The sequence below is a fragment of the Sphingobium cupriresistens genome, assembly GCF_004152865.1.
GTDB classification, from domain to species: domain Bacteria; phylum Pseudomonadota; class Alphaproteobacteria; order Sphingomonadales; family Sphingomonadaceae; genus Sphingobium; species Sphingobium cupriresistens.
The window spans coordinates 1-18355 of record NZ_SEOO01000055.1; the positions used below are offsets into that span (position 1 = coordinate 1).

Below are 18355 nucleotides of genomic sequence, written 5' to 3' on the forward strand. Positions count from 1 at the left end.
TATCGTCAACAAAACAGTCTTGCTGCGGCACTTCGGGAGGTCGGACGGATCGAGCGCACACTGTTCACGCTGCGCTGGTTCGACGACACCGATCTGCGCCGGACGGTCACCGCCGAACTCAACAAGGGCGAGGCACGCAACAGCCTGGCCCGCGCTGTCGCCTTCCATCGGCTCGGGCGGTTTCGCGACCGTGGCCTGGAGAACCAGCAGACCCGCGCGGCAGCGCTCAACCTCGTCACGGCCGCCATCATTCTTTTCAACTGCCGCTATCTCGGTCGTGCCGTCGATGAACTGCGGCACCGCGGCACACCTGTCGATCCCGCCATGCTGTCCCGATTGTCGCCGCTGGGATGGGACCGCATCAATCTCACCGGCGATTATATCTGGTCCGAGAGCCTCGACCTCGATGCCGATGGCCTCATGCCGCTGCTCATCAAGCCGCTACCGTGAATCTGTGTCCGAATAATGTACAGAGGCCTACTCGCGGATCGGCTTCGTCCACGAGTTCAAACCGCTTACCGAGACCGAAATGCGGCTGCTGCTCGCGACCCACGCCGGCGATTTCGGGATCAGCTTCGACCCGGCCCAACTCGACGCGATCGAAGCGCAGGCAGCCGTGATCCGCATCACGCGCGGCAACTTCCGGCTCATGGAGCGCCTGTTCGCGCAGATGCGGCGGATCATGACCCTCAACCGCGTCGAGGAGGTCACCGCTGACATCGTTCAGGCCGCGCGCGATTGCCTCGTCATCGGACCCGGCAACTGACAAATAGCGCGATCAGAACGCCGCCATTTAGCGCGAGCGTTTACAGCGCGCGTGTCTACTAGGGACCAATCTCCTGCCCTTCAACTCGACGCACTCAGGCAAGCCGGATGCGAGCGAGTGTTTATGGAGAAGGCGTCCGGTGCGCAGCGCGATCGGCCTGAGCTGAAAGCCGCGCTTGATTACCTTCGTGCCGGCGACACGCTGGTGGTTTGGAAGCTCGATCGGCTCGCGCGCTCCGTCCGGCAGCTCGTGGAGACGGCCGAAGATCTTGCTAAGCGCGAGATCGGCCTTCGTGTACTCACCCAGGCGATCGACACCACCAGCCCCGGCGGGCGGCTTGTGTTCCACGTCTTCGCGGCCGTCGCCGAGTTTGAGCGTGAGTTGATGCTGGAGCGCACCCATGCCGGGCTTGCTCAGGCCAAGGCGCTAGGGCGGCGCGGCGGGCGCAAGCCGGCGATGGGGCCGGCCGAGATCAAGCGCGCCAAGGCGATGCTCGCAGACCCCACCATCACCGTTGAGGAGGTAGCGCAGCAATTGGGCGTGCAGCCGTCGACGCTCTACCGCCACATACCAGGCGGCCGCAGTTCGCTAAGCTCGCTAGCGTAGTGGAGGCCGCCCCGAACGGATGGCCGCGTCTTTGTCCCACCCACCCACCCACCCCTGGCCGGGCCTTGCGGCCCGACCTGGGCGCGGAGCACCGTTCAGGTGAACAGGTCGCCGACCGCGCGCAACCGGAAGGCGTTGCGCCAACGGCGCCGGCGATGCTCGGTCGCATCGTGGACCATGTGGCAGCGTTGGCAGAGCGCGGCGAGGTTGCGCGGCCGGTTATCACCCGGATCGTGATTGAGGTGCGCGCTGGCGAGGACGACGCGCGTGACCCGCATCGAGGGGGGCGGGTCGATACCCACGAACCCCGGTTGCGCGCGCACCAGCTCGTCCGGCGACGACAGGCGACGAATCTCCCTGCCCCGCCCGTCGCGCCAGCGCGCGGCGTCCTCGTCCCACCAGATACCATTGCCGAGGTGCAGCACGTCGCGGCCGTGCGGGCGACGGCAATGCTCGCAGCGCCCTTTGGCGCGGCCGAAACGGATGAAGGCGGACAGCTCGCGCCAGTCGATCGGGTAAAGCCAGCGATGTTCGCGCGCGATCGGCATGACGATTTCTATGAGTCAAGATGGGCGAGAACGAAAGCAGAAAACGGCTCTGATTCAACAATATCATCAAGACTAAGCGACTAAGCGAATCTGCGAATAAGTTGCCGCCGAGGAAACCGACCTAGCTTTATGTCTGTTCCCGCTGTGTTCTGGCCGTTCAGGCAGGACGAAGAATCGCATGAGCATCACCGTCACCCGGCTTTCCCCAGGCGCCTAGGCGTCACCGGCGACGTTGGGATGAAATTGTGCGTCCCCTTCGACGGCAACGAGGACCACTTTCATCTCGCGATCAGCGACGGGGCGCTGATCGCTGGCGAATACGACACCGAAGATCGAGGACGGAGGGATCACGCGCATCGCCGGCGACACGGTGACGGTCGATTGGCCGCCGGAATGGGTGACGATCGGCGTCTATCAGCCCGTGCCGGCGCGCGCGATTCAGCCGCTGCCCTTATTCGAGACCGCTTGACGCGCTCTGCCCTGATTATGCCGATGCCACCTTGCGTGGCCGACCGCCCTTTTGGCCGTTCGCGCGCGACGCGGCGACCTTGACGGCCGAGCGCGCCCTGCCCCCGGCCGCCCCGAGCTGACGGGCCATCCACGTCTTCGAGCCGAACACGCCCTGGAGCAGCGCCGGCACATAGAGGTCCGCATCGAGCTTCGGCCAGTGCAGCCCCAGCCCGGCCGGACTGATTTCAATGTCGGCGAGGTTGTCGGGCGAGGCATCGGCCAGCCCTTCGGCGAGCTGCGTCGGGAAGGTCAGCTCGATCCCGGTGTTGAGGGCAACCACCACGCGCGAACGGCGGCGATCGTAGCGAGCGGACACGGCATGGCCCGCGGCGCGGGTTTCCGCCATGCGCGCTTCGGCTTTCGCCAGTTCCTGCTCAGTAATCGCCATGTATGGTCCTCCATTCCTCGCACAGCATCGGCACCACGTCCGCCAGCGCCGCTTCGATCCGGTTCACGTCCGACAGCTTGAAGCCGAAGCTATCGCGCAGCTCGGGCGGACCGGCGGGGCAGTTTAGGTTGAACACCGCTTCTCCGTCCGCGCCCTTCACATGAACGTGCGCCGGGCGATGATCGTTGGGCCAGATAACGACCCGCAGGCCACCGATACGGAACACGACAGGCATAGGCCGGTGTAGCATAAACCCAAGCGCTAGGGAATAGTTGCATCGGCGCGCGCACCCGTGACGGGCCGCGCTCTATCTCCGCTCGCGCTCCGATCGAGCCTCCGTGGCGGCGTCTCGCCCCTGACGGGCAACGATCGCTCGCGCGGGCGGGGTGCGCCCCGCCCAGGCGGACGCCGGCGATGCCGGCGAGATCTCCATCAGGTGGGGAAAGGGAGCGCCGCCCCCTCTCCCCAGCAACGGCAATCAGCCGGGCCGTGGCTCCCTCGCTTCACTCACTGCGCCCGCACCACCCCGGCAGATTCCCATTGCCCCCTCTCCCCCGCTGTTCGCCACGAGGCAGGGCCGATGGCGAGGCCGTCGCCAAGGGCGATTTGAAGGGAGAAGATCATGGAGCAGGACAATCGCGAGAGCTGGTTGAACCGGGTGGCGATCGGCATGGCCCCGCTGTTCGACGCGCTGGACACTCCCCTGCCCGCCCGCGTGCGCGTCGCGATCGGCTTCACCAGCCGGGGCGCGAAGGGCAAGGCGATTGGCGAGTGCTGGGATAATCGGCGCAGCGGCGACGGCCATTTCGAGATATTCATTCGGCCGGACTTAGCGCACGCCCCTCACCCATGCCCGGCTCGACACCGGTGGCGAGACCATGGCACCCAAGAAGCAGGCGACGGGGATGCCCAAATGCGAGTGCGCGGCGTGCGGCTATACGGTGAGGACCGCGCGCAAATGGCTGGAGACGACGGGCGCGCCCCTATGTCCGATCGCCGGACATGGGCCGATGCAGCACGATCCGCTCGATCCCGACGACGAAGCCGGCGATAGCTAAGCGACTAAGACCCTTTACGACTAAGCGGTTAAGCGGCATAAGTCGCTTAACCGCTTAGTAGGAGCAACAGCGATGCAGGTATGGGCCGTGATCGCGCAGAAGGGTGGGCAATCGAAAACCACCCTTTCGACCGGGTTCGCCGTCGAGGCGGCGCGGGAAGGAGCGTCCGTCGTGATCCTCGACGCCGACGACCGGCAAGGTTCGGCGCTCTATTGGTCGGAGCGCCGCGACGACGACGACGTGACGGTGAAGGACAGCAGCGTCGCCGGCCTACCGCTGCACGTCTCGCGCGGGCGCGGCAGCGGCAAGATTGACCTCATCATCATCGACACACCGGCCAACTCCAAGGACATCGCCATGCTCGCGGCAGAGCAGGCGGATTTCGTCATCATCCCCGTGGCACCGCGCGGGCTGGACGTTCATTCGGTGTTGCAGACCGTCAAGCAGGTGCAGCAGGCCGGCACCCCCTTCGCCGTCATTCTGACCCAGGTTCCGCACCAGGGCGGGGAGGGGCAGGAGGCCCATGCCGGCTTTGCGGCGAAGGGGGTGACGATGTTCGACAGTCGCCTTCACTTCCGGAAGGACTTCTACAAGGCAACGCCGTTGGGCCGCACCGCGGTCGAAACCGAGCCGGACAGCAAGGCGGCGGCCGAGCTGCGCGCCGCCTATAATGAGGCTAAGCGACTAAGCGGCTTTACGACTAAGCCAGTAAGCGAGGCGGCATAATGGCGAAAAAGCCTTCCGCGCTCGCCAGCATCTTCGATGACGAGGCCGAGGAGCCGGCACTGGCTTCCGTTTCCGAGCCGACCCTCGAGCCGCAACGGGCGGCAGCGCCGCGCCGATCGGCCGACACGCCCACCCCGGCGACACCGGCGCGGCGCAGCAGCCATCCGGGCAAGAAGCCGGTGCTGATCCACATTCCCGAGGACATGCACCGTGCATTGCGCCAGCTTAGTGTCGAGGAGGGCGGGGAGCCGCTTACCGTCATCACCGAACGGCTGCTCCGCCAGTATCTGGTCAAGCGGGGCCACACCAGGTTCGCGCCGTGAGCAAGCGGCGCGATCCCAACCCCGAGTTCGACCTGTTCATCCCGGCGCTGGGCGACCTTCCGCTCCGCGACCAGCGCGAGGTCATGGAGCGGCCGTTCTTCTCGCTCCAGAAGCGCAAGCGGTTGAAGCCGATCGAGTATCGCAGCCCGGACGGCGAGGCGTGGGTGCGCGTGCAGGCAATCCCCGACTACGGCATGGCGACGATATGGGATGCCGATATTCTGATATGGGCGGCATCGACGCTCAATCGCATGAAGCAGCAGGGCTTGAACGACCTGCCGCGCACGCTGACCACGACGCCCTACGACCTGTTGCGGGCGATCAAGCGCAGCACCGGGGGCAGGGACTATCAGGAGCTGCAGGCGGCATTGCTCCGGCTCCAGACGACTTCCATCACGACCTCGATCCGGGCGTCAGCACGCAGGCAGAAAGCCGGGTTCAACTGGCTCGATAGCTGGACCTTCGACACCGACGCCGAGACCGAGCAGCCGCGCGGCATGACGCTGACCCTCTCGGATTGGGTTTACGAGGGGATCGTCAACGAAAAGTCGCTGCTCACCATGCACCCCGATTACTTCCTGCTATCCGGGGGGTTGGAGCGGGCGCTGTATCGCATCGCGCGCAAGCATGTCGGCGCGCAGCAGGGTGGGTGGGTGTGCCGGGTGGAGCTGCTACGCGACAAGACCGGCAGCGACGCCCAGCCCAAGGAGTTCAACCGGATGCTCCGGCGGGTGATCGAGGCCGACCAGCTCCCCGACTATACGATGGAGACGACCGAGACGGCCGACAAAAGCCCCGCCGTCCTGTTCAGGCGACGCGGCGAGGCCGAGGCGCTGGCGCTTGCCGAGCGGATGCGGGCCGAAGAGGAGCGGCGCGCGCGCTTCGACGTCGATCGCCGGCGAACCGAGGAGGTCGACGCCCGCATGGATCGGCTCGCCGGGCGTCGCTGACTATCGGGGTTTCACCCACCGCAGCCGTCACTATCGGGGTTTCGCCCACCGGCCCGAGTCGACCGGCCGGCCGCACCGCGCCGCGATCGAGGCCGAACGGCCCGCCAGCTTGTGGATAACCGTCCCGGAAAGCCGCTTTTCAGGATTGGCGGACTCGGGGGATCACCCACCATCGCTTCGGGGGATCACCCACCGGACTATCGGGGGATCACCCACCGAATCACGGGGTTTCACCCACCATGCACATCCGCAACTGCCTGATAGCAAAGCGAAGATTCCGCTTCGCGCGGCCCTTAACCTTCTTAACGATTCCTCTTTAACAGAATCTCTTAACCCCGAGCGGCACCGCTGGACCCGCAGAAGCCCGTTAGGCTAGGACAACGGCAGCTCCCTCCATCAGCGACATCACACGTCCGAAAGGGGAGGGGAGAAACGGAATCGGCCTAAAGGCCGATGCGCTTTAGTTGCGTGCCGCCTTCGGCGTCACCAGGGCGGCGCAAGCGCCGCAGGCTTTCCGGAAAAGCCAAGCGCGACCGGCGGCGCTTCGACTTCGAGCGACAGTGACCGGCAAATCGGTCTCAGGGGCGGGTTTCCGGGCCGTGGTGCGCCGATCGAGAGGCGAGGGGAGGGCAGAGCCCTACGAAGGCCAGGGCAGCGCCAGCGCGGCCCCTCGCGCTAACTGGTCAGATCGACTATGACGTGCGAAGCGAGCTGCCCAGCGATCGCGACCGGACCCGCCGCGGCTGCTACCCGTAGCGGGTCCAACTTCCGGCCCGGCGGTGTGTGGACTTCGTGCTTTCGGCGACCGTTCAGGCCGGATCGAACAACCCGGCAAACTCGCGCTGATCGTAATAGCGGATTTTTTCGACCGCGAGCGGGTGTTCGCCCTGGCGCAGCAACAGAACCTGGTCGGGCCGCATCCGCATGATTTCGTCAGGGGTGGCGAGCCGCCGGGCGGTGACGTGTGCGCTGACGCTTTCCGAGGGGCCAGCGCGGTTTTCACCCCAGCCGGTGCCGCGCGAGGTGCTGACGGTATCGTATTCCAGCGTCGTGTCGCCGATCGTGCGCGAGAGCATGTCGGCGGTGGCATGATCGTTCACCCCGAACGCTTGGATCACGCCGGCGTTGGACATGAACGTACCAGCGCGCTCGCCATAGTTCGCCTTGAGCTGGTGCATGTCCTGGAGGATCGGCCAGAGTTGGAGGCCATAGCCCGCCATCAGCCCCATCGCGCGCTCGACCGGCTCCAGACGGCCAAGCGCGGCGAACTCGTCGAGCAGGAACAATACCGGACGGGCAGGGCGGGCGGTCGATCGCGCCATGTCGGTGACGGCTTGCGATACGAGCAGCCGCAGCCAGCGTGCATAGGTGTCGAGCCGATCGGGCGGCAGGCACAGGAACACCGTGGCGGTCGATTCTTTCAATCCCGCGAACGTGAAATCCGACGTGGCCGTGCTGGCGACGATGCGCGGGCTATCGAGAAAGTGGGTATGGCGCTGGGCCGACGACAGCACGCCCGCGGCTTCGCGATCGGACTTGCCGAGCTGGCGGTTGGCGGCGCGCGCGACCAGGCCACCGGCACCGGCACCGGCGCTGTCCTGCATCGCGGCTAGCAGATCGGCGAAGCGGGCAGGGGCAAGCGTCAGATACTCGCGCACCGTCGCCAGCGTCCGGCGATCGAGGGGTTCGGTGGTGACGACATGGAGGATCAGCCCGGCGATGAGCGCCTTGGCTTCCTCGTTCCAGTGCGCTTCGCCGGACTGTCCCGGCGCGTCATGGACCAGGGCGTCGGCGAGCGTGTTGGCATCTTCCGCGAGATCGAGGCTGGCGGGATCGAGCCGATCGAGCGGATTGTAGCAGGCAGGGGGCCGGCCCGACACACCGAACGGATCGAGGCACCAGACCGGCCCCTTGGTGGCGCGGGCGCGGGCGGTGACACGCGCGTTCTCACCCTTGGGGTCGATGCAGATCACCGAGCGATCGAGCAGCAGCAGGTTGGGGATGATCGTGCCGACACCCTTCCCCGACCGGGTCGGAGCCATCGTCAGCAGATGTGCCGCGCCGTCATAGCGGAGCAGCTTCCCCGATTTGGCGGAGCGGCCGATCAGGAGATCCCCGCTCGCTTCCAGCTTTCGCACGTCGGCGCGGTCGCCGAAGCGGGCCGACCCCAGCAGCTCGCTTTGCCGGTTGGCGGCGCGGCTGTTGATGCGCCAGGTCGCGGCGATCAGCCCGACCAGGACGAAGAACGACACCGTGCCGGAAATGCTGCCCACCCCGAAGATGCCTTCGAGCCAGCGGGCGGTCGCATAGGCGGCGACGAACGAGACGACGATCGCGAGCCGCCAGGAGATCGGTCGACGCCCGCCGATGAGCGGCCCCGCCATCAGCGCGCCGCCGCGACGGGCGTAATCGGCAGGGACCGATCGGAGTCGGGATGATCGAGCAGCCGGAGCAGGATTTGCGTGGCGAGGGGAGGGGGGACCGCCTCGACCAGCATCATCTCGAAGAACGCATCGTCGTTGGGCGTCGGGATCATGTCCTCGATCACGAGGTTGGCGCGCGAGTCCGCCATGTCCTCGCGCCACATGGCGACTTCCGCCGGCGTGCCGCGCGTGAAATCCATCGCGCGCACTTCGGCGCGGATCGCCTCGATATCGAAATCCGCCATCAGCTCGCCTCCGTCGTTTCCGCTTCCGCATCGAACGCCCGCTTGCCGCGCCGCTTCCACAGCGCCAGCACGTCGCCGGCATCATCACCGCGCGCGCGGCCGGCGAGATCGAGCAGCGCGCCGTAGAGCGTCGCGCGATCGTCGTCGGTCAGCTCGACTAGTCCGGCTTTCTGGACCAGCCCGCCCAGCTCGATCAGGTGGCGCGTCCGTTCGCGGCGTTGCACGACCCAGACCCTGCTATCCGTTCGCCGTTCCGCCGCTTCCGCCCGCAGCGTCGCCGCCCGGTTCAGCCGCAGCGCCCGATCCGTCGATTGCAGCAGCGTTGCCACCTTTCCGCCCGCGCCGCTGAAAGAAGGCGGCGCCTTTCACGCGCCACGCCTCCTTCGCTTCTGTATCCTTGGACGCGACGGCATCGAGCAGCGCGCCGGCGAGCGTTTCCATGTCGAGCGCGTCCGCGCCGGTGGCGGTGACGAGCTGGCCGAGCTGTTCGATGCGACGTGCCTTGATCGCCTTGGCACGGTTCTCCAGCGCCTTCAGCTCCGCATCATAGTCGCGCACCTTGCGCATGGTGCTCTCTCCTTCCGCGTCAGGTCCACCGCAGCCTAGCAAACGAGAGCGGACAGGCAACCCACAACCGGAACGTTCGGCAGTCAATCACAGGAGCGAAGCGAATGATGAGTGCGCGCTTATACGTCGTTGCCGACGTGCGCTCATAAAGGCAGTATAGTGGTCATCATGGCGATCTACCATTTCTCGGCCAAGGCTATCAGCCGCGCAAACGGATCGAGCGCCGTTGCCAGCGCGGCCTATCGCGCGGCGGAACGGCTGCACGATGACCGGCTCGGGCGCGACCATGATTTCTCGAATAAGGCCGGTGTCGTCCATTCGGAAATCATGCTGCCCGAGGGCGCGCCAGAGCGTTTAAACGATCGGACGACCTTGTGGAACGAGGTCGAGGCCGGCGAGAAACGCAAGGACGCGCAGTTGGCGCGTGAAGTCGAGTTCTCGATTCCGCGCGAGCTGAACCAGCAACAGGGCATCCAGCTCGCCCGAGATTTTGTCGAAAAGCAGTTCGTGGAACGCGGCATGGTCGCGGACATGAATGTGCATTGGGACATGGGGAAGGACGGGCAACCCAAGCCGCACGCGCATGTCATGCTGTCGATGCGCGAGGTAGGGCCGGAGGGTTTCGGCCAGAAGGCGCGCGAGTGGAACAGCACGGTGCTCTTGCAAGAATGGCGCGAGGCATGGGCCGATCACGTCAACGAGCGCCTGGCCGAGCTGGATATTGACGCGCGCATAGATCATCGGACGTTGGAGGCGCAGGGCATCGACCTTGAGCCGCAACACAAGATCGGGCCAGCAGCGTCGCGTATGCCCGAGCAGGGGCTTGAGGCCGAGCGGGTCGAGGACCATGCCCGGATCGCGCGCGAGAATGGCGAGAAGATCATCGCCAGGCCGGAAATCGCATTGGACGCGATCACGCGACAACAGGCGACGTTCACGCGGCGCGACCTGGCGCAGTTCGCGTTCCGGCACAGCGACGGCAAGGATCAGTTCGACCAGGTGATGAGCGCGGTGCGGACCGCACCCGAGCTGGTGGCGCTGGGCAAGGACGGGCGCGGCGAGGACCGCTTTACCTCCCGCGATATGATCGAGACCGAGCAGCGGTTGGAGCGTACGGCCGATCGGCTTGCCGAGCGGGGCGGGCATGGTCTCCCGACGATGGAGCAGTCCTTGCGGTCCACCGCCGGGAGTGAGGGCTTTAAGCTGGGGAGCCAGCAGGAAGCCGCGCTCGCGCATATAACCGGCGAGAAGGATATTGCCATCGTGGTCGGCTATGCCGGCACCGGCAAATCGGCCATGCTGGGAGGCGCCCGCGACGAATGGGAGCGCGCCGGCTATCAGGTGCGCGGTGCGGCTCTGTCGGGGATCGCGGCCGAGGGCCTGGAAGGCGGTTCGGATATCCAGTCGCGCACGATCGCCAGCATGGAATATCAGTGGGGCCAAGGCCGCGAGCTGCTAGGCCCGCGCGACGTGCTGGTGATCGACGAGGCCGGCATGATCGGCACGCGCCAGATGGAGCGCGTGCTGTCGGAGGCCGAGCGGGCAGGGGCGAAGGTCGTTCTAGTCGGTGACGCCGAGCAGTTGCAGGCGATCGAGGCCGGCGCGGCGTTCCGGTCCCTTGCCGAGCGGCACGGCGCGGCCGAGATCAACGAGGTTCGCCGGCAGCATGAGGACTGGCAGAAGGACGCCACGCGGTCGCTGGCGACGGGCAGGACCGGCGAGGCGATCCATGCCTATGCCGAGCATGGCATGGTCCACGCGGCCGAGACGCGCGAGGCTGCGCGGGCCGAGCTGATCGACACATGGGACGCGCAGCGCCGCGCCGATCCGGACAAGACACGGATCATCCTCACCCACACCAATGCCGAGGTGCGCGATTTGAACCAGGCCGCGCGCGATCGGCTGCGCGACGCCGGCGAGCTGGGGCAGGGCGTGGCGGTGTCGGCCGAGCGGGGGGCGCGCGACTTCGCCAGCGGCGACCGCATCATGTTCCTGAAAAACGAGCGCGGACTAGGCGTGAAGAACGGCACGCTGGGGAAGGTCGAGCGCGTGTCGCCCGACAGCATGGCCGTTCGCCTTGACGATGGCCGACAGGTGGCGTTCGATCTCAAGGATTATGCCCATGTCGATCATGGCTATGCCGCGACCATCCACAAATCGCAGGGCGTGACGGTCGATCGGGCGCATGTGCTGGCGACGCCGGGGATGGACCGCCATTCGGCCTATGTGGCGCTGTCGCGGCACCGCGACGAGGTGCAGCTCCATTATGGCCGCGACGACTTCACCGACCAGCGCAGCCTTGTCCGCACGTTGGGGCGCGAGCGGGCGAAGGATATGGCGTCCGACTATCCGATGTATCGGGACAGGGATGCCGAGGTGCAGTCGTTCGCCGATCGGCGCGGGCTGTCGGGCGAGATCCGCTTGCCGGATGCGCCCGAGCGGAAGGGCGTGGAGATCCTCGCGCCTCGCGCGGGAACCTCACGCCAGATGGGCGAGGATTCCCGCGCGCCCGATATTGGCGGCGGCCGCGGCGCTGGCGAGGCGAAGGCCGCAGCCGAGCGGCAACCGCGGCGGGGTATGTTCGATGGGTTCAGGCCAGCGCCGGAGCCAAAGACAGCGGCCGAGCGCGCCCAGGGCGACAAACCCAAGCGCGGCATGTTCGACGGCTTGAAGCTGTCGGCCGAGCCGGCGAGGGGCGCGGAGCGCACGCCGGCGTTGCCGGATCGCGGCCAGGATCGGACATTCGCGCGCGCGGTCGAGCGGACCTCGCGTTCGGCCCAGGCGGTGTTGCAGGCCCGCGCCTCGGGCGGGCCGGTGTTGGAGCATCAGAAAGTCGCGCTCGAGCGCGCGGCCGAGGCGCTTGACCAGATCAGGCCGGGAGCTTCGCGCGACCTCGCATCGGCGATGCAGCGCGATCCGGCCTTGCTGCGCGACGCGGCGGCGGGGCGAAGCGGCCCGATGATCGAGGCGATGGCGCAGGAAGCCCGCGTGCGAGCCGATCCGAACTTGCGCGCCGATCGGTTCGTGGAACGCTGGCAACAGCTCTCCCAGGACCGCGACCGCCTCTATCGCGCCGGTGACATGACGGGCCGCGAGAAGGCGGGCAAGGAAATGGCGGGCATGGCGAAAAGCCTTGAGCGCGATCCACAGGTGGAATCGATCCTGCGTAATCGCACCCGCGAGCTGGGGCTTGAGATCGGCATGGAGCGCAGCCGGCAGATGGGCGGCGGCGAGCTTGGCCGCCAGTTGACGCATGAGCTGGGAATCGGCCGCGACCGTGGGCTTAGCCGGTAGGGAGAGAAACAAACATGGATGAGGACGAGTATCGCGAACCCCATGCCGGCGACGATCCGGTGGCGGCGTTCGAGCGGTTGCGCGGCGAGGTGTCGTTGCTGCGTCATGCAGTCGAAGGGTTGACCGCCGCGCGTGAGAACATTGAGATTCCCGACTATGAGCCGACGCTTGAGCGCACCGAAAAGATATTGGTGGCGCTCGCCCAGCGGATCGACCCCATCGCCAAAAGTCCGCTGCTGTCGATGACGCCGGATTCTATGGCGAGCCAGATCGCGACGGCGGCTACGGCCGCGCGCCGCGAGGACGCGCGGCTTGTCGCCGAGGCGCGCGCGGGGCTGGACCAGGCCGCCCGCGAAATCGGCAACCGGCTCGCATCAGCGCGGCGCGGCGATGAGCAAAATCGCTGGCTGTATATCGCCGGCGTTGGCGGCGCGGTGCTGGGGGTGTTCCTCTACGCATTGCTTGCTGGCCCGCTCGCGCGGGCGACGCCCGATAGCTGGCGCTGGCCCGAGCGCATGGCGACCCGCGTTCTCAATGAGCCTGGTCCGTGGGAGGCAGGACAGCGGTTGATGCAGTCGGCCGCGCCGGAGAGCTGGGGGCTGATCGTCGCGGCCTCGCCGTTGTCAGACGCCAATCGCGAGACGGTGCAGAAATGCCGCGAGCAGGCCGGCAAAGCGAAAAAGCCGGTGCGCTGCACGATCGAGGTGAAGGCGGAGAATAATGCGCGCTGATCCTCATATCGTCGCGACGTGGATCAAGGGATGGACGCTGGCGCGCGAAACCACGTCCCCGACGCCCTATAAAGGCGGCTTCCGCGTCGATGTGGGATGGCCCGAGCAAAAAGCCCGCTACGTCTTTCCCGCCATCGTGCCGGCCATCGGCGAGCTGGTGTCCTCTATCAACGAACCGTGGGTTTTCCTCAAAGCCTGCGCCTCGCCCGACGCCCTGCAAGCGATACTGCCGCCACGGTGGACCATCCAGCGGCCCGGTTACATGATGACGAATGCGGGACCGATGGCGTCCGATTCCGCACTGTCCGAGGGTTATAGGCTTGATGCGACGAGGGGCACGATTTCCGTCGTCCGCGCCTTCGATCCAACGGGTAACGAGGCGGCGATCGGCCGCGTCGTCGTGGTGGACGGCTTTGCGATCTATGACCGGATTGAGACGCGGCCCGAGCATCGCCGGCGCGGCCTTGCGCGGGCCGTGATGCAGGCGCTTGAGACGATCGCCCGCGAAAAGGGAGCCGTGCGCGGTGTTCTCGTTGCGACGCCTGATGGGCGCGCACTCTATGAGAGTTTGGATTGGGAGCTGCACTCCCCCTACACCACGGCCGTCATTCCGGGATTATGATGCTCAACTATGCTGTAGCTTTTGCAACAATGCCTCGTATGAGGCCCCCAGTCAAGCCGCCATTGGTCAGTAAGTGCTTGTTTGTGAGTGCATATTTTTCTCCGTTGTCATTGTCTCGCAAGGGTCAGGCCGTGTGTCTGTCGATGGAACCAGCCATCGCATATCCTCGTATCCGGTCGAGCTTCCCGCTCGTACCACCATTCCGCGTGCACGGAGTGGCCTGGCGTTGGACGGACCCATCTTGCTTGCGATCGATTATGCATGATCCAGCATTGGTCCGGTCGCGTCCACCTCGGCGAGACGCCGCATCAAGGCGATGCGGGCCTCAAGTTCTAACGACTGCTCCCTCAGGTATTACCCCGTGCTCGAGATAGTGCCACAACGCGATCATCAGCCGGCGGGCAAGCGCAGCGATCGCGATCCGCCGCACCCGGCCCACGCCGTCAGCGACCCGGCGATGATACCATTCGCTCAGCGCCGAGCCAGGCTGATGCCGCAGCCATAGCCAGGCCAGCTCGATCGCGTCGCGCCGCGCTCGCCGGTTCCCCGCCTTGCTGATCCCCTGATCGCGGCTAACGCTGCCGCTGGCGTAGGGTGTCGGCGATAGTCCGACGTAGCTCGCGATCTCCCGCCGGTTGCGGAAGCTGCGATAGAACACTTCGCTGGCGAACACCGCGGCGGTCTGCGGACCGATCCCGCGGATCGCGCAGAGCCGCACCGCGACCGGATTAGCGCCGCGGCCGGTGCGCCGCCGGGTCTTGCGCTGGCTGATCGCCTGGATCTCGCGGTTGATCTGCGCGAGCAGCCGTTTCGCCGTCGTGAGCAGGATCGCCTCACGGCGGATCTCACGCAGCAGTCCCTTCGGGAAGCTGCGGCCATCGCCGGTTTCCAGATCCTTGAGCTGGTGCTCCCAGCCGTCGCGGTTGGGATTGATGCTGCGCACGCCCTGGAGATGCAGCAGGCTGCGGATTCGATTGGTCCGCCGAATACGTTCGTGGAGCAGACTTTCTCGCGAGCGGGTGATGCGCTTGCGGTCCTCTTCCTCCTCGCTCGGCACCCGCACCACGGCGCAGACGTCGTCCTCGCCGCGGTACAGCGCCATCAGCACGCCGAGCATGCCCCGTGCATCAGTACGGTCGGTCTTCACATGCTTGCGGCGCCGGCTGATCTTGATGCTCGCCGAGTCCAGTACGGTGTTGCGCACGCCCCGCGCCTCCAGCGCCCGGTGGAGCCAGAAGCCATCGTACCCGGCCTCGTAGCACGAACAGATTTCCAGCTCGTCCGATCCGCGCTGCTCCGCGATCGACCGCGCCCGGTGCAGCAGGGTCATCAGGCCGTCGAGATCGCCGCCCGGCACCTGATAGAGGCTGGTCGTCCCGGTTCCGGGCAGCCGGATCGCCACCACCCACCTCGATTTGCTCAGTTCCAGCGCCACGTAGATTCGGGCGGTGATCGCTTCGTTCGTCACTTCCATGTCGAGTCTCCTGGACGATTGAGATCGTCATCATGGACCCAACCAGGCCAAGCCTCATGGCATCTTGCATAGTAGGCCAATGCCAAAGGCGGCCATAAGCGTTCCGGCAATCGCATCAAACCAGCGTTGCAGGTATTTGGCCCAGTCGGCCCCAAGCTGCGATTTTGGCCAAGTCGGAGAACGTTTTGGGAACGTGGCATTCGGTATTGACGATGGAAATCATAGAAGAGGACAGTTCGCTCCATCATAGGGAGTGGGTTGATGGATCGGAGTATTCCGGGCGGGGATTTGATCGGACGATGGAGCCTGAGCTTTGCCGATATTGATTTTGTAAATTCGAAGCCGGCCCTGACGCGCCTTGGCCTCGCCGCGCAGCTGAAATTCTTCGCTTCCCTGGGGTTTTTCGCGATCGATCCCGGCTCAATCCCTACCGATGGCCTCTCGTATCTGGCCGAGCAACTCGGTGTCGAGGCTGGCGAGATAGCCGGTTATGACTTTTCCAGTCGGACAGCACGACGGCATTGTGCGGAGATCCTGATCCATCTTGGATATCACCGCATGAAGCGGGTGGATCGCGCGCAATTGACGGAATGGATTGCTGGCGAGCTGTGCCCGGGCGGCCAGTCGATCAATGCCATGCTTGAGCATGTTTTCCTGTGGTGCCGGGACCGGCGTATTTATGGGCCGTCGCGCAAGGAGCTTGAACGTGTCGTTCGCTCACAACGGCAAGATTATCTGGACACCTGGCTGATCGGAACCAGTGATCGGCTTTCGTCAGATGCGGTGGCGTTATTGGAAGCCTCGCTTGCCGATCCGGACAGCTCGACCGGATTCAACAGGATGAAGGGTGACGCCGGACAGGCAACGCTCGACAACATTCTCGACGTGACCGAGAAACTCGCCTTTATCCAGAGACTTGATCTTCCCCATGATCTCCTGACGGCTACGGGCAAGCCATGGGTCGATCAGATTGTTCGCCGCGTTGCCGGTGAAAAGGCCTCGGAGATGCGCCGGCATGCGCCGGCGCGACAGCTCGGCCTTTATGCGATTTATCTAATGTCGCGGGAGGCGCAACTCACTGACGCGATGATCGACCTGCTGATCGAAACCGTTCACAAGATCGGAACGCGCTCGAAACGCAAGGTGGTGGGCGATATCGCGAAAGACATCGAGCGGGTCTATGGAAAGGAGCGCCTGCTGGTCGAGATCGCCAGCGCCTCGATCAATGAACCATCGGGGCGCATCTGCGATGTCATTTTCCCGATCGCCGGTAAGGCCAAGCTGGCGGCGATCGTCAAGGAGAGCCATGCGAAGGGCGCTCTGGACCGGCGCATCTACAAGGTGATGCGTGGTTCCTGGGCCAATCATTACCGGCGCATGCTGCCAAGCCTGCTTTCCGTACTTGAGTTCCGGTCGAACAACGCGGTGTGGCGGCCGGTCCTGGCGGCCCTCGACTGGATCAGGAGCAAGGTGGATGGCGGATGCCGCTTCGTGCCATTGCAGGATGTTCCGATCGATGAGGTGATTCCAGCGCGATGGCGCAGTTCCGTCATTGATGACGATGGGCGGGTAAACCGGATCAGCTATGAGCTTTGCGTCCTGACGCAACTGCGCGACCGCATCCGCTCCAAAGAAATCTGGGTGGTCGGGGCGGATCGCTATCGCAATCCCGATGACGATCTTCCCAAGGACTTCGAGATCAGGCGAGATGCGTACTATTCCGGCCTCAGCCTGACGCCAGATGCGCAGGCGTTTTGCGCCTCGATCCGGGAGGAGCTTGAACGGGAACTGTTGCTCCTCAATGCCAATATTCCACAAAACGACAAGGTCCGGCTCCTGTGGCGCGGCGACAACCGGATATCGATTACACCGTTCAAGCCCTTGCCCGAACCGAAGGGTCTCGCTTCGATCAAAAGCGAGATCGGTCAGCGCTGGCCGATGACCGGACTGCTGGACGTGTTGAAAGAGGCTGCTCTGGACACGGGATTGATGGATGCTTTCGAAACGTCGGCCTCGCGGGTTACCCTGTCGAAAGCAGCCTTGGCTCAGCGTCTTTTGCTGTGTCTCTATGGCTTGGGCACGAACGCCGGGCTCAAGCGGGTCGCTGGCGCAACACCCGATGTCAGTTACGAGGAATTGCTGCATGTCCATCGCCGTTTCATCCACGCGCCAGCGCTGAGGGAGGCGTGCGCGCGGGTAGCAAACGCGACACTGGCAATCCGCAATGCCGCAGTATGGGGAGATGCGGGCACGGCATGCGCGTCCGATTCAACGAAGTTCGGCGCGTGGGACCGCAACCTGATGACGGAATGGCACGCCCGCTATGGCGGCCGTGGCGTCATGATCTACTGGCATGTGGAGAAGCGCGCGACCTGCGTTTATTCCCAGCTCAAGCGGTGCTCTTCCTCGGAGGTCGCCTCCATGATCGAAGGCGTGCTACGCCATTGCACCGACATGGAAATCCAGCGCCAGTACGTCGATAGCCACGGCCAGAGCGCAGTCGGCTTTGCGTTCTGCCGACTCCTTGGATTTGAGCTTGCCCCGCGGCTGAAAGCAGTGGCACGCCAGAAACTGGCCCTTCCCCAAGCCGGCATGCGCACGCGGCTTTCCAATTTACTGCCGATCCTCTCCAGCCCGATCGACTGGGACGAGATCGAGCAACAATATGACGAAATGGTCAAATATGCCGCTGCCATGCAATCGCGCACCGCCGATCCGGAAGCGATCCTGCTCCGGTTTGCCAGAGCCGAAGTGATGCACCCGACCTACAAGGCGCTGAGTGAACTCGGCCGCGCGGTCAAAACAATCTTCCTATGCCGGTATTTGCGTCAGGAGGCATTCCGCCGCGAGATCCACGAAGGGCTGAATGTGGTTGAGAACTGGAACGGCGCTAATGGTTTCGTGTTCTTCGGCAAGGGCGGCGAGATCGCCACCAACCGCATCCATGAGCAGGAAATCTCCGTTCTGGCGCTACACCTCCTGCAAGCGTCGCTGGTGTATGTGAACACCCGCATGCTTCAGACCGTACTGGTTGAGCCGAAGTGGGCGGGGCGGATGACGCCGGAAGATTATCGTGGTCTCACGCCGTTGATCTACAGTCATGTGAACCCTTATGGCCGCTTCG

At 65.2% G+C, this 18355-nt stretch carries 19 protein-coding genes and 1 pseudogene; 11 read left to right on the plus strand and 9 right to left on the minus strand.

All coding sequences use genetic code 11. The annotated features are described in order from the left end of the window. The 3 genes from EWH12_RS19845 to EWH12_RS19855 all read left to right on the plus strand — a co-directional run. Positions 1–450, plus strand: a 450-nt coding sequence (locus EWH12_RS19845; protein ID WP_165363671.1) for a Tn3 family transposase, incomplete at its 5' end; no start/stop codon positions are given. A gap of 79 nt (positions 451–529) precedes the next feature. Then, on the plus strand, positions 530–766 hold the full coding sequence (locus tag EWH12_RS19850; protein ID WP_242496138.1) for a TniB family NTP-binding protein: 237 nt from the start codon (positions 530–532) through the stop codon (positions 764–766). Positions 767–769: 3 nt separating this feature from the next. Beyond that, complete coding sequence (locus EWH12_RS19855; RefSeq protein ID WP_129927586.1) at positions 770–1372, plus strand: recombinase family protein; 603 nt, start codon at positions 770–772, stop codon at positions 1370–1372. A gap of 95 nt (positions 1373–1467) precedes the next feature. On the opposite strand, the gene EWH12_RS19860 is transcribed toward EWH12_RS19855, so the two are convergent. The 4 genes from EWH12_RS19860 to EWH12_RS22765 all read right to left on the minus strand — a co-directional run bounded on the left by EWH12_RS19860 (position 1468) and on the right by EWH12_RS22765 (position 3577). Continuing rightward, a complete protein-coding gene (locus tag EWH12_RS19860; protein ID WP_066488242.1) occupies positions 1468–1920 on the minus strand; it encodes a hypothetical protein in 453 nt (150 codons plus the stop codon). Positions 1921–2404: 484 nt separating this feature from the next. After that, positions 2405–2818, minus strand: a complete 414-nt coding sequence (locus tag EWH12_RS19865) for a DUF2442 domain-containing protein (RefSeq protein WP_066488241.1) — start codon at positions 2816–2818, stop codon at positions 2405–2407. Next, the gene (locus EWH12_RS19870) at positions 2805–3053 is read right to left on the minus strand and encodes a DUF4160 domain-containing protein (protein WP_066548761.1); all 249 of its coding nucleotides are present in this window, start codon (positions 3051–3053) and stop codon (positions 2805–2807) included. The genes EWH12_RS19865 and EWH12_RS19870 overlap by 14 nt, the downstream gene beginning before the upstream one ends. A gap of 272 nt (positions 3054–3325) precedes the next feature. Next, entirely contained in the window at positions 3326–3577 is a 252-nt protein-coding gene (locus EWH12_RS22765) for a hypothetical protein (protein WP_231736717.1), read from the minus strand. Here EWH12_RS22765 and EWH12_RS19875 point away from each other — a divergent pair. The 4 genes and pseudogenes from EWH12_RS19875 (at position 3489) to EWH12_RS19890 (ending at position 5875) form a co-directional block, all read left to right on the plus strand. Beyond that, positions 3489–3876, plus strand: a pseudogene (locus EWH12_RS19875) (hypothetical protein). The gene EWH12_RS22765 and the pseudogene EWH12_RS19875 sit on opposite strands and share 89 nt — an antisense overlap. A gap of 72 nt (positions 3877–3948) precedes the next feature. Continuing rightward, the gene (locus tag EWH12_RS19880; protein WP_066485668.1) at positions 3949–4602 is read left to right on the plus strand and encodes a ParA family protein; all 654 of its coding nucleotides are present in this window, start codon (positions 3949–3951) and stop codon (positions 4600–4602) included. Next, a complete protein-coding gene (locus tag EWH12_RS19885) occupies positions 4602–4925 on the plus strand; it encodes a hypothetical protein (protein WP_066485670.1) in 324 nt (107 codons plus the stop codon). The genes EWH12_RS19880 and EWH12_RS19885 overlap by 1 nt, the downstream gene beginning before the upstream one ends. Then, the gene (locus EWH12_RS19890) at positions 4922–5875 is read left to right on the plus strand and encodes a replication initiator protein A (protein ID WP_066684794.1); all 954 of its coding nucleotides are present in this window, start codon (positions 4922–4924) and stop codon (positions 5873–5875) included. The genes EWH12_RS19885 and EWH12_RS19890 overlap by 4 nt, the downstream gene beginning before the upstream one ends. Positions 5876–6684: 809 nt before the next feature. On the opposite strand, the gene EWH12_RS19895 is transcribed toward EWH12_RS19890, so the two are convergent. The 4 genes from EWH12_RS19895 to EWH12_RS19910 are packed head-to-tail and all read right to left on the minus strand — an operon-like array spanning position 6685 to position 9110. Next, entirely contained in the window at positions 6685–8259 is a 1575-nt protein-coding gene (locus tag EWH12_RS19895; RefSeq protein WP_082731650.1) for a type IV secretory system conjugative DNA transfer family protein, read from the minus strand. Then, positions 8259–8543: a hypothetical protein gene (locus EWH12_RS19900; RefSeq protein ID WP_066547841.1), complete on the minus strand. Its 285-nt coding sequence runs from the start codon at positions 8541–8543 to the stop codon at positions 8259–8261. The genes EWH12_RS19895 and EWH12_RS19900 overlap by 1 nt, the downstream gene beginning before the upstream one ends. Further along, positions 8543–8767 carry a conjugal transfer protein TraD gene (locus EWH12_RS19905; RefSeq protein ID WP_066768130.1) on the minus strand — a complete coding sequence of 75 codons (225 nt, stop codon included), beginning with the start codon at positions 8765–8767 and terminating at the stop codon, positions 8543–8545. The genes EWH12_RS19900 and EWH12_RS19905 overlap by 1 nt, the downstream gene beginning before the upstream one ends. A gap of 13 nt (positions 8768–8780) precedes the next feature. Then, complete coding sequence (locus EWH12_RS19910; protein WP_066484508.1) at positions 8781–9110, minus strand: conjugal transfer protein TraD; 330 nt, start codon at positions 9108–9110, stop codon at positions 8781–8783. 168 nt (positions 9111–9278) lie between these two features. On the opposite strand from EWH12_RS19910, the gene traA reads away from it, so the two are divergent. Genes traA through EWH12_RS19925 form a run of 3 tightly spaced genes read left to right on the plus strand, consistent with a single transcriptional unit; the run spans position 9279 to position 13757 of the window. Further along, positions 9279–12404 (plus strand): Ti-type conjugative transfer relaxase TraA, encoded by a 3126-nt coding sequence (gene traA, locus EWH12_RS19915; RefSeq protein WP_129927587.1) that lies wholly within the window; start codon positions 9279–9281, stop codon positions 12402–12404. A gap of 14 nt (positions 12405–12418) precedes the next feature. Beyond that, entirely contained in the window at positions 12419–13135 is a 717-nt protein-coding gene (locus EWH12_RS19920; protein WP_129927588.1) for a DUF6118 family protein, read from the plus strand. Next, positions 13125–13757: a GNAT family N-acetyltransferase gene (locus tag EWH12_RS19925; RefSeq protein WP_129927589.1), complete on the plus strand. Its 633-nt coding sequence runs from the start codon at positions 13125–13127 to the stop codon at positions 13755–13757. The genes EWH12_RS19920 and EWH12_RS19925 overlap by 11 nt, the downstream gene beginning before the upstream one ends. Positions 13758–14082: 325 nt before the next feature. Here the strand turns inward: EWH12_RS19925 and EWH12_RS19930 are convergent, their stop codons facing one another. Next, entirely contained in the window at positions 14083–15231 is a 1149-nt protein-coding gene (locus tag EWH12_RS19930) for an IS110 family RNA-guided transposase (protein WP_129927590.1), read from the minus strand. A gap of 261 nt (positions 15232–15492) precedes the next feature. On the opposite strand from EWH12_RS19930, the gene EWH12_RS19940 reads away from it, so the two are divergent. Further along, the coding region (locus tag EWH12_RS19940) for a Tn3 family transposase (protein ID WP_129927592.1) at positions 15493–18355 on the plus strand (2863 nt) is incomplete at its 3' end.

Bases quoted from the DNA above. Each gene is read 5' to 3' on its own strand.
- EWH12_RS19910 (WP_066484508.1), bottom strand. From the start codon at position 9,110: ATGCGCAAGGTGCGCGACTATGATGCGGAGCTGAAGGCGCTGGAGAAC.
- EWH12_RS19885 (WP_066485670.1), top strand. From the start codon at position 4,602: ATGGCGAAAAAGCCTTCCGCGCTCGCCAGCATCTTCGATGACGAGGCC.
- EWH12_RS19925 (WP_129927589.1), top strand. From the start codon at position 13,125: ATGCGCGCTGATCCTCATATCGTCGCGACGTGGATCAAGGGATGGACG.
- EWH12_RS19870 (WP_066548761.1), bottom strand. From the start codon at position 3,053: ATGCCTGTCGTGTTCCGTATCGGTGGCCTGCGGGTCGTTATCTGGCCC.
- EWH12_RS19930 (WP_129927590.1), bottom strand. From the start codon at position 15,231: ATGGAAGTGACGAACGAAGCGATCACCGCCCGAATCTACGTGGCGCTG.
- EWH12_RS19850 (WP_242496138.1), top strand. From the start codon at position 530: ATGCGGCTGCTGCTCGCGACCCACGCCGGCGATTTCGGGATCAGCTTC.
- EWH12_RS19880 (WP_066485668.1), top strand. From the start codon at position 3,949: ATGCAGGTATGGGCCGTGATCGCGCAGAAGGGTGGGCAATCGAAAACC.
- EWH12_RS19920 (WP_129927588.1), top strand. From the start codon at position 12,419: ATGGATGAGGACGAGTATCGCGAACCCCATGCCGGCGACGATCCGGTG.
- EWH12_RS19860 (WP_066488242.1), bottom strand. From the start codon at position 1,920: ATGCCGATCGCGCGCGAACATCGCTGGCTTTACCCGATCGACTGGCGC.
- EWH12_RS19895 (WP_082731650.1), bottom strand. From the start codon at position 8,259: ATGGCGGGGCCGCTCATCGGCGGGCGTCGACCGATCTCCTGGCGGCTC.
- EWH12_RS19900 (WP_066547841.1), bottom strand. From the start codon at position 8,543: ATGGCGGATTTCGATATCGAGGCGATCCGCGCCGAAGTGCGCGCGATG.
- EWH12_RS19865 (WP_066488241.1), bottom strand. From the start codon at position 2,818: ATGGCGATTACTGAGCAGGAACTGGCGAAAGCCGAAGCGCGCATGGCG.
- traA (WP_129927587.1), top strand. From the start codon at position 9,279: ATGGCGATCTACCATTTCTCGGCCAAGGCTATCAGCCGCGCAAACGGA.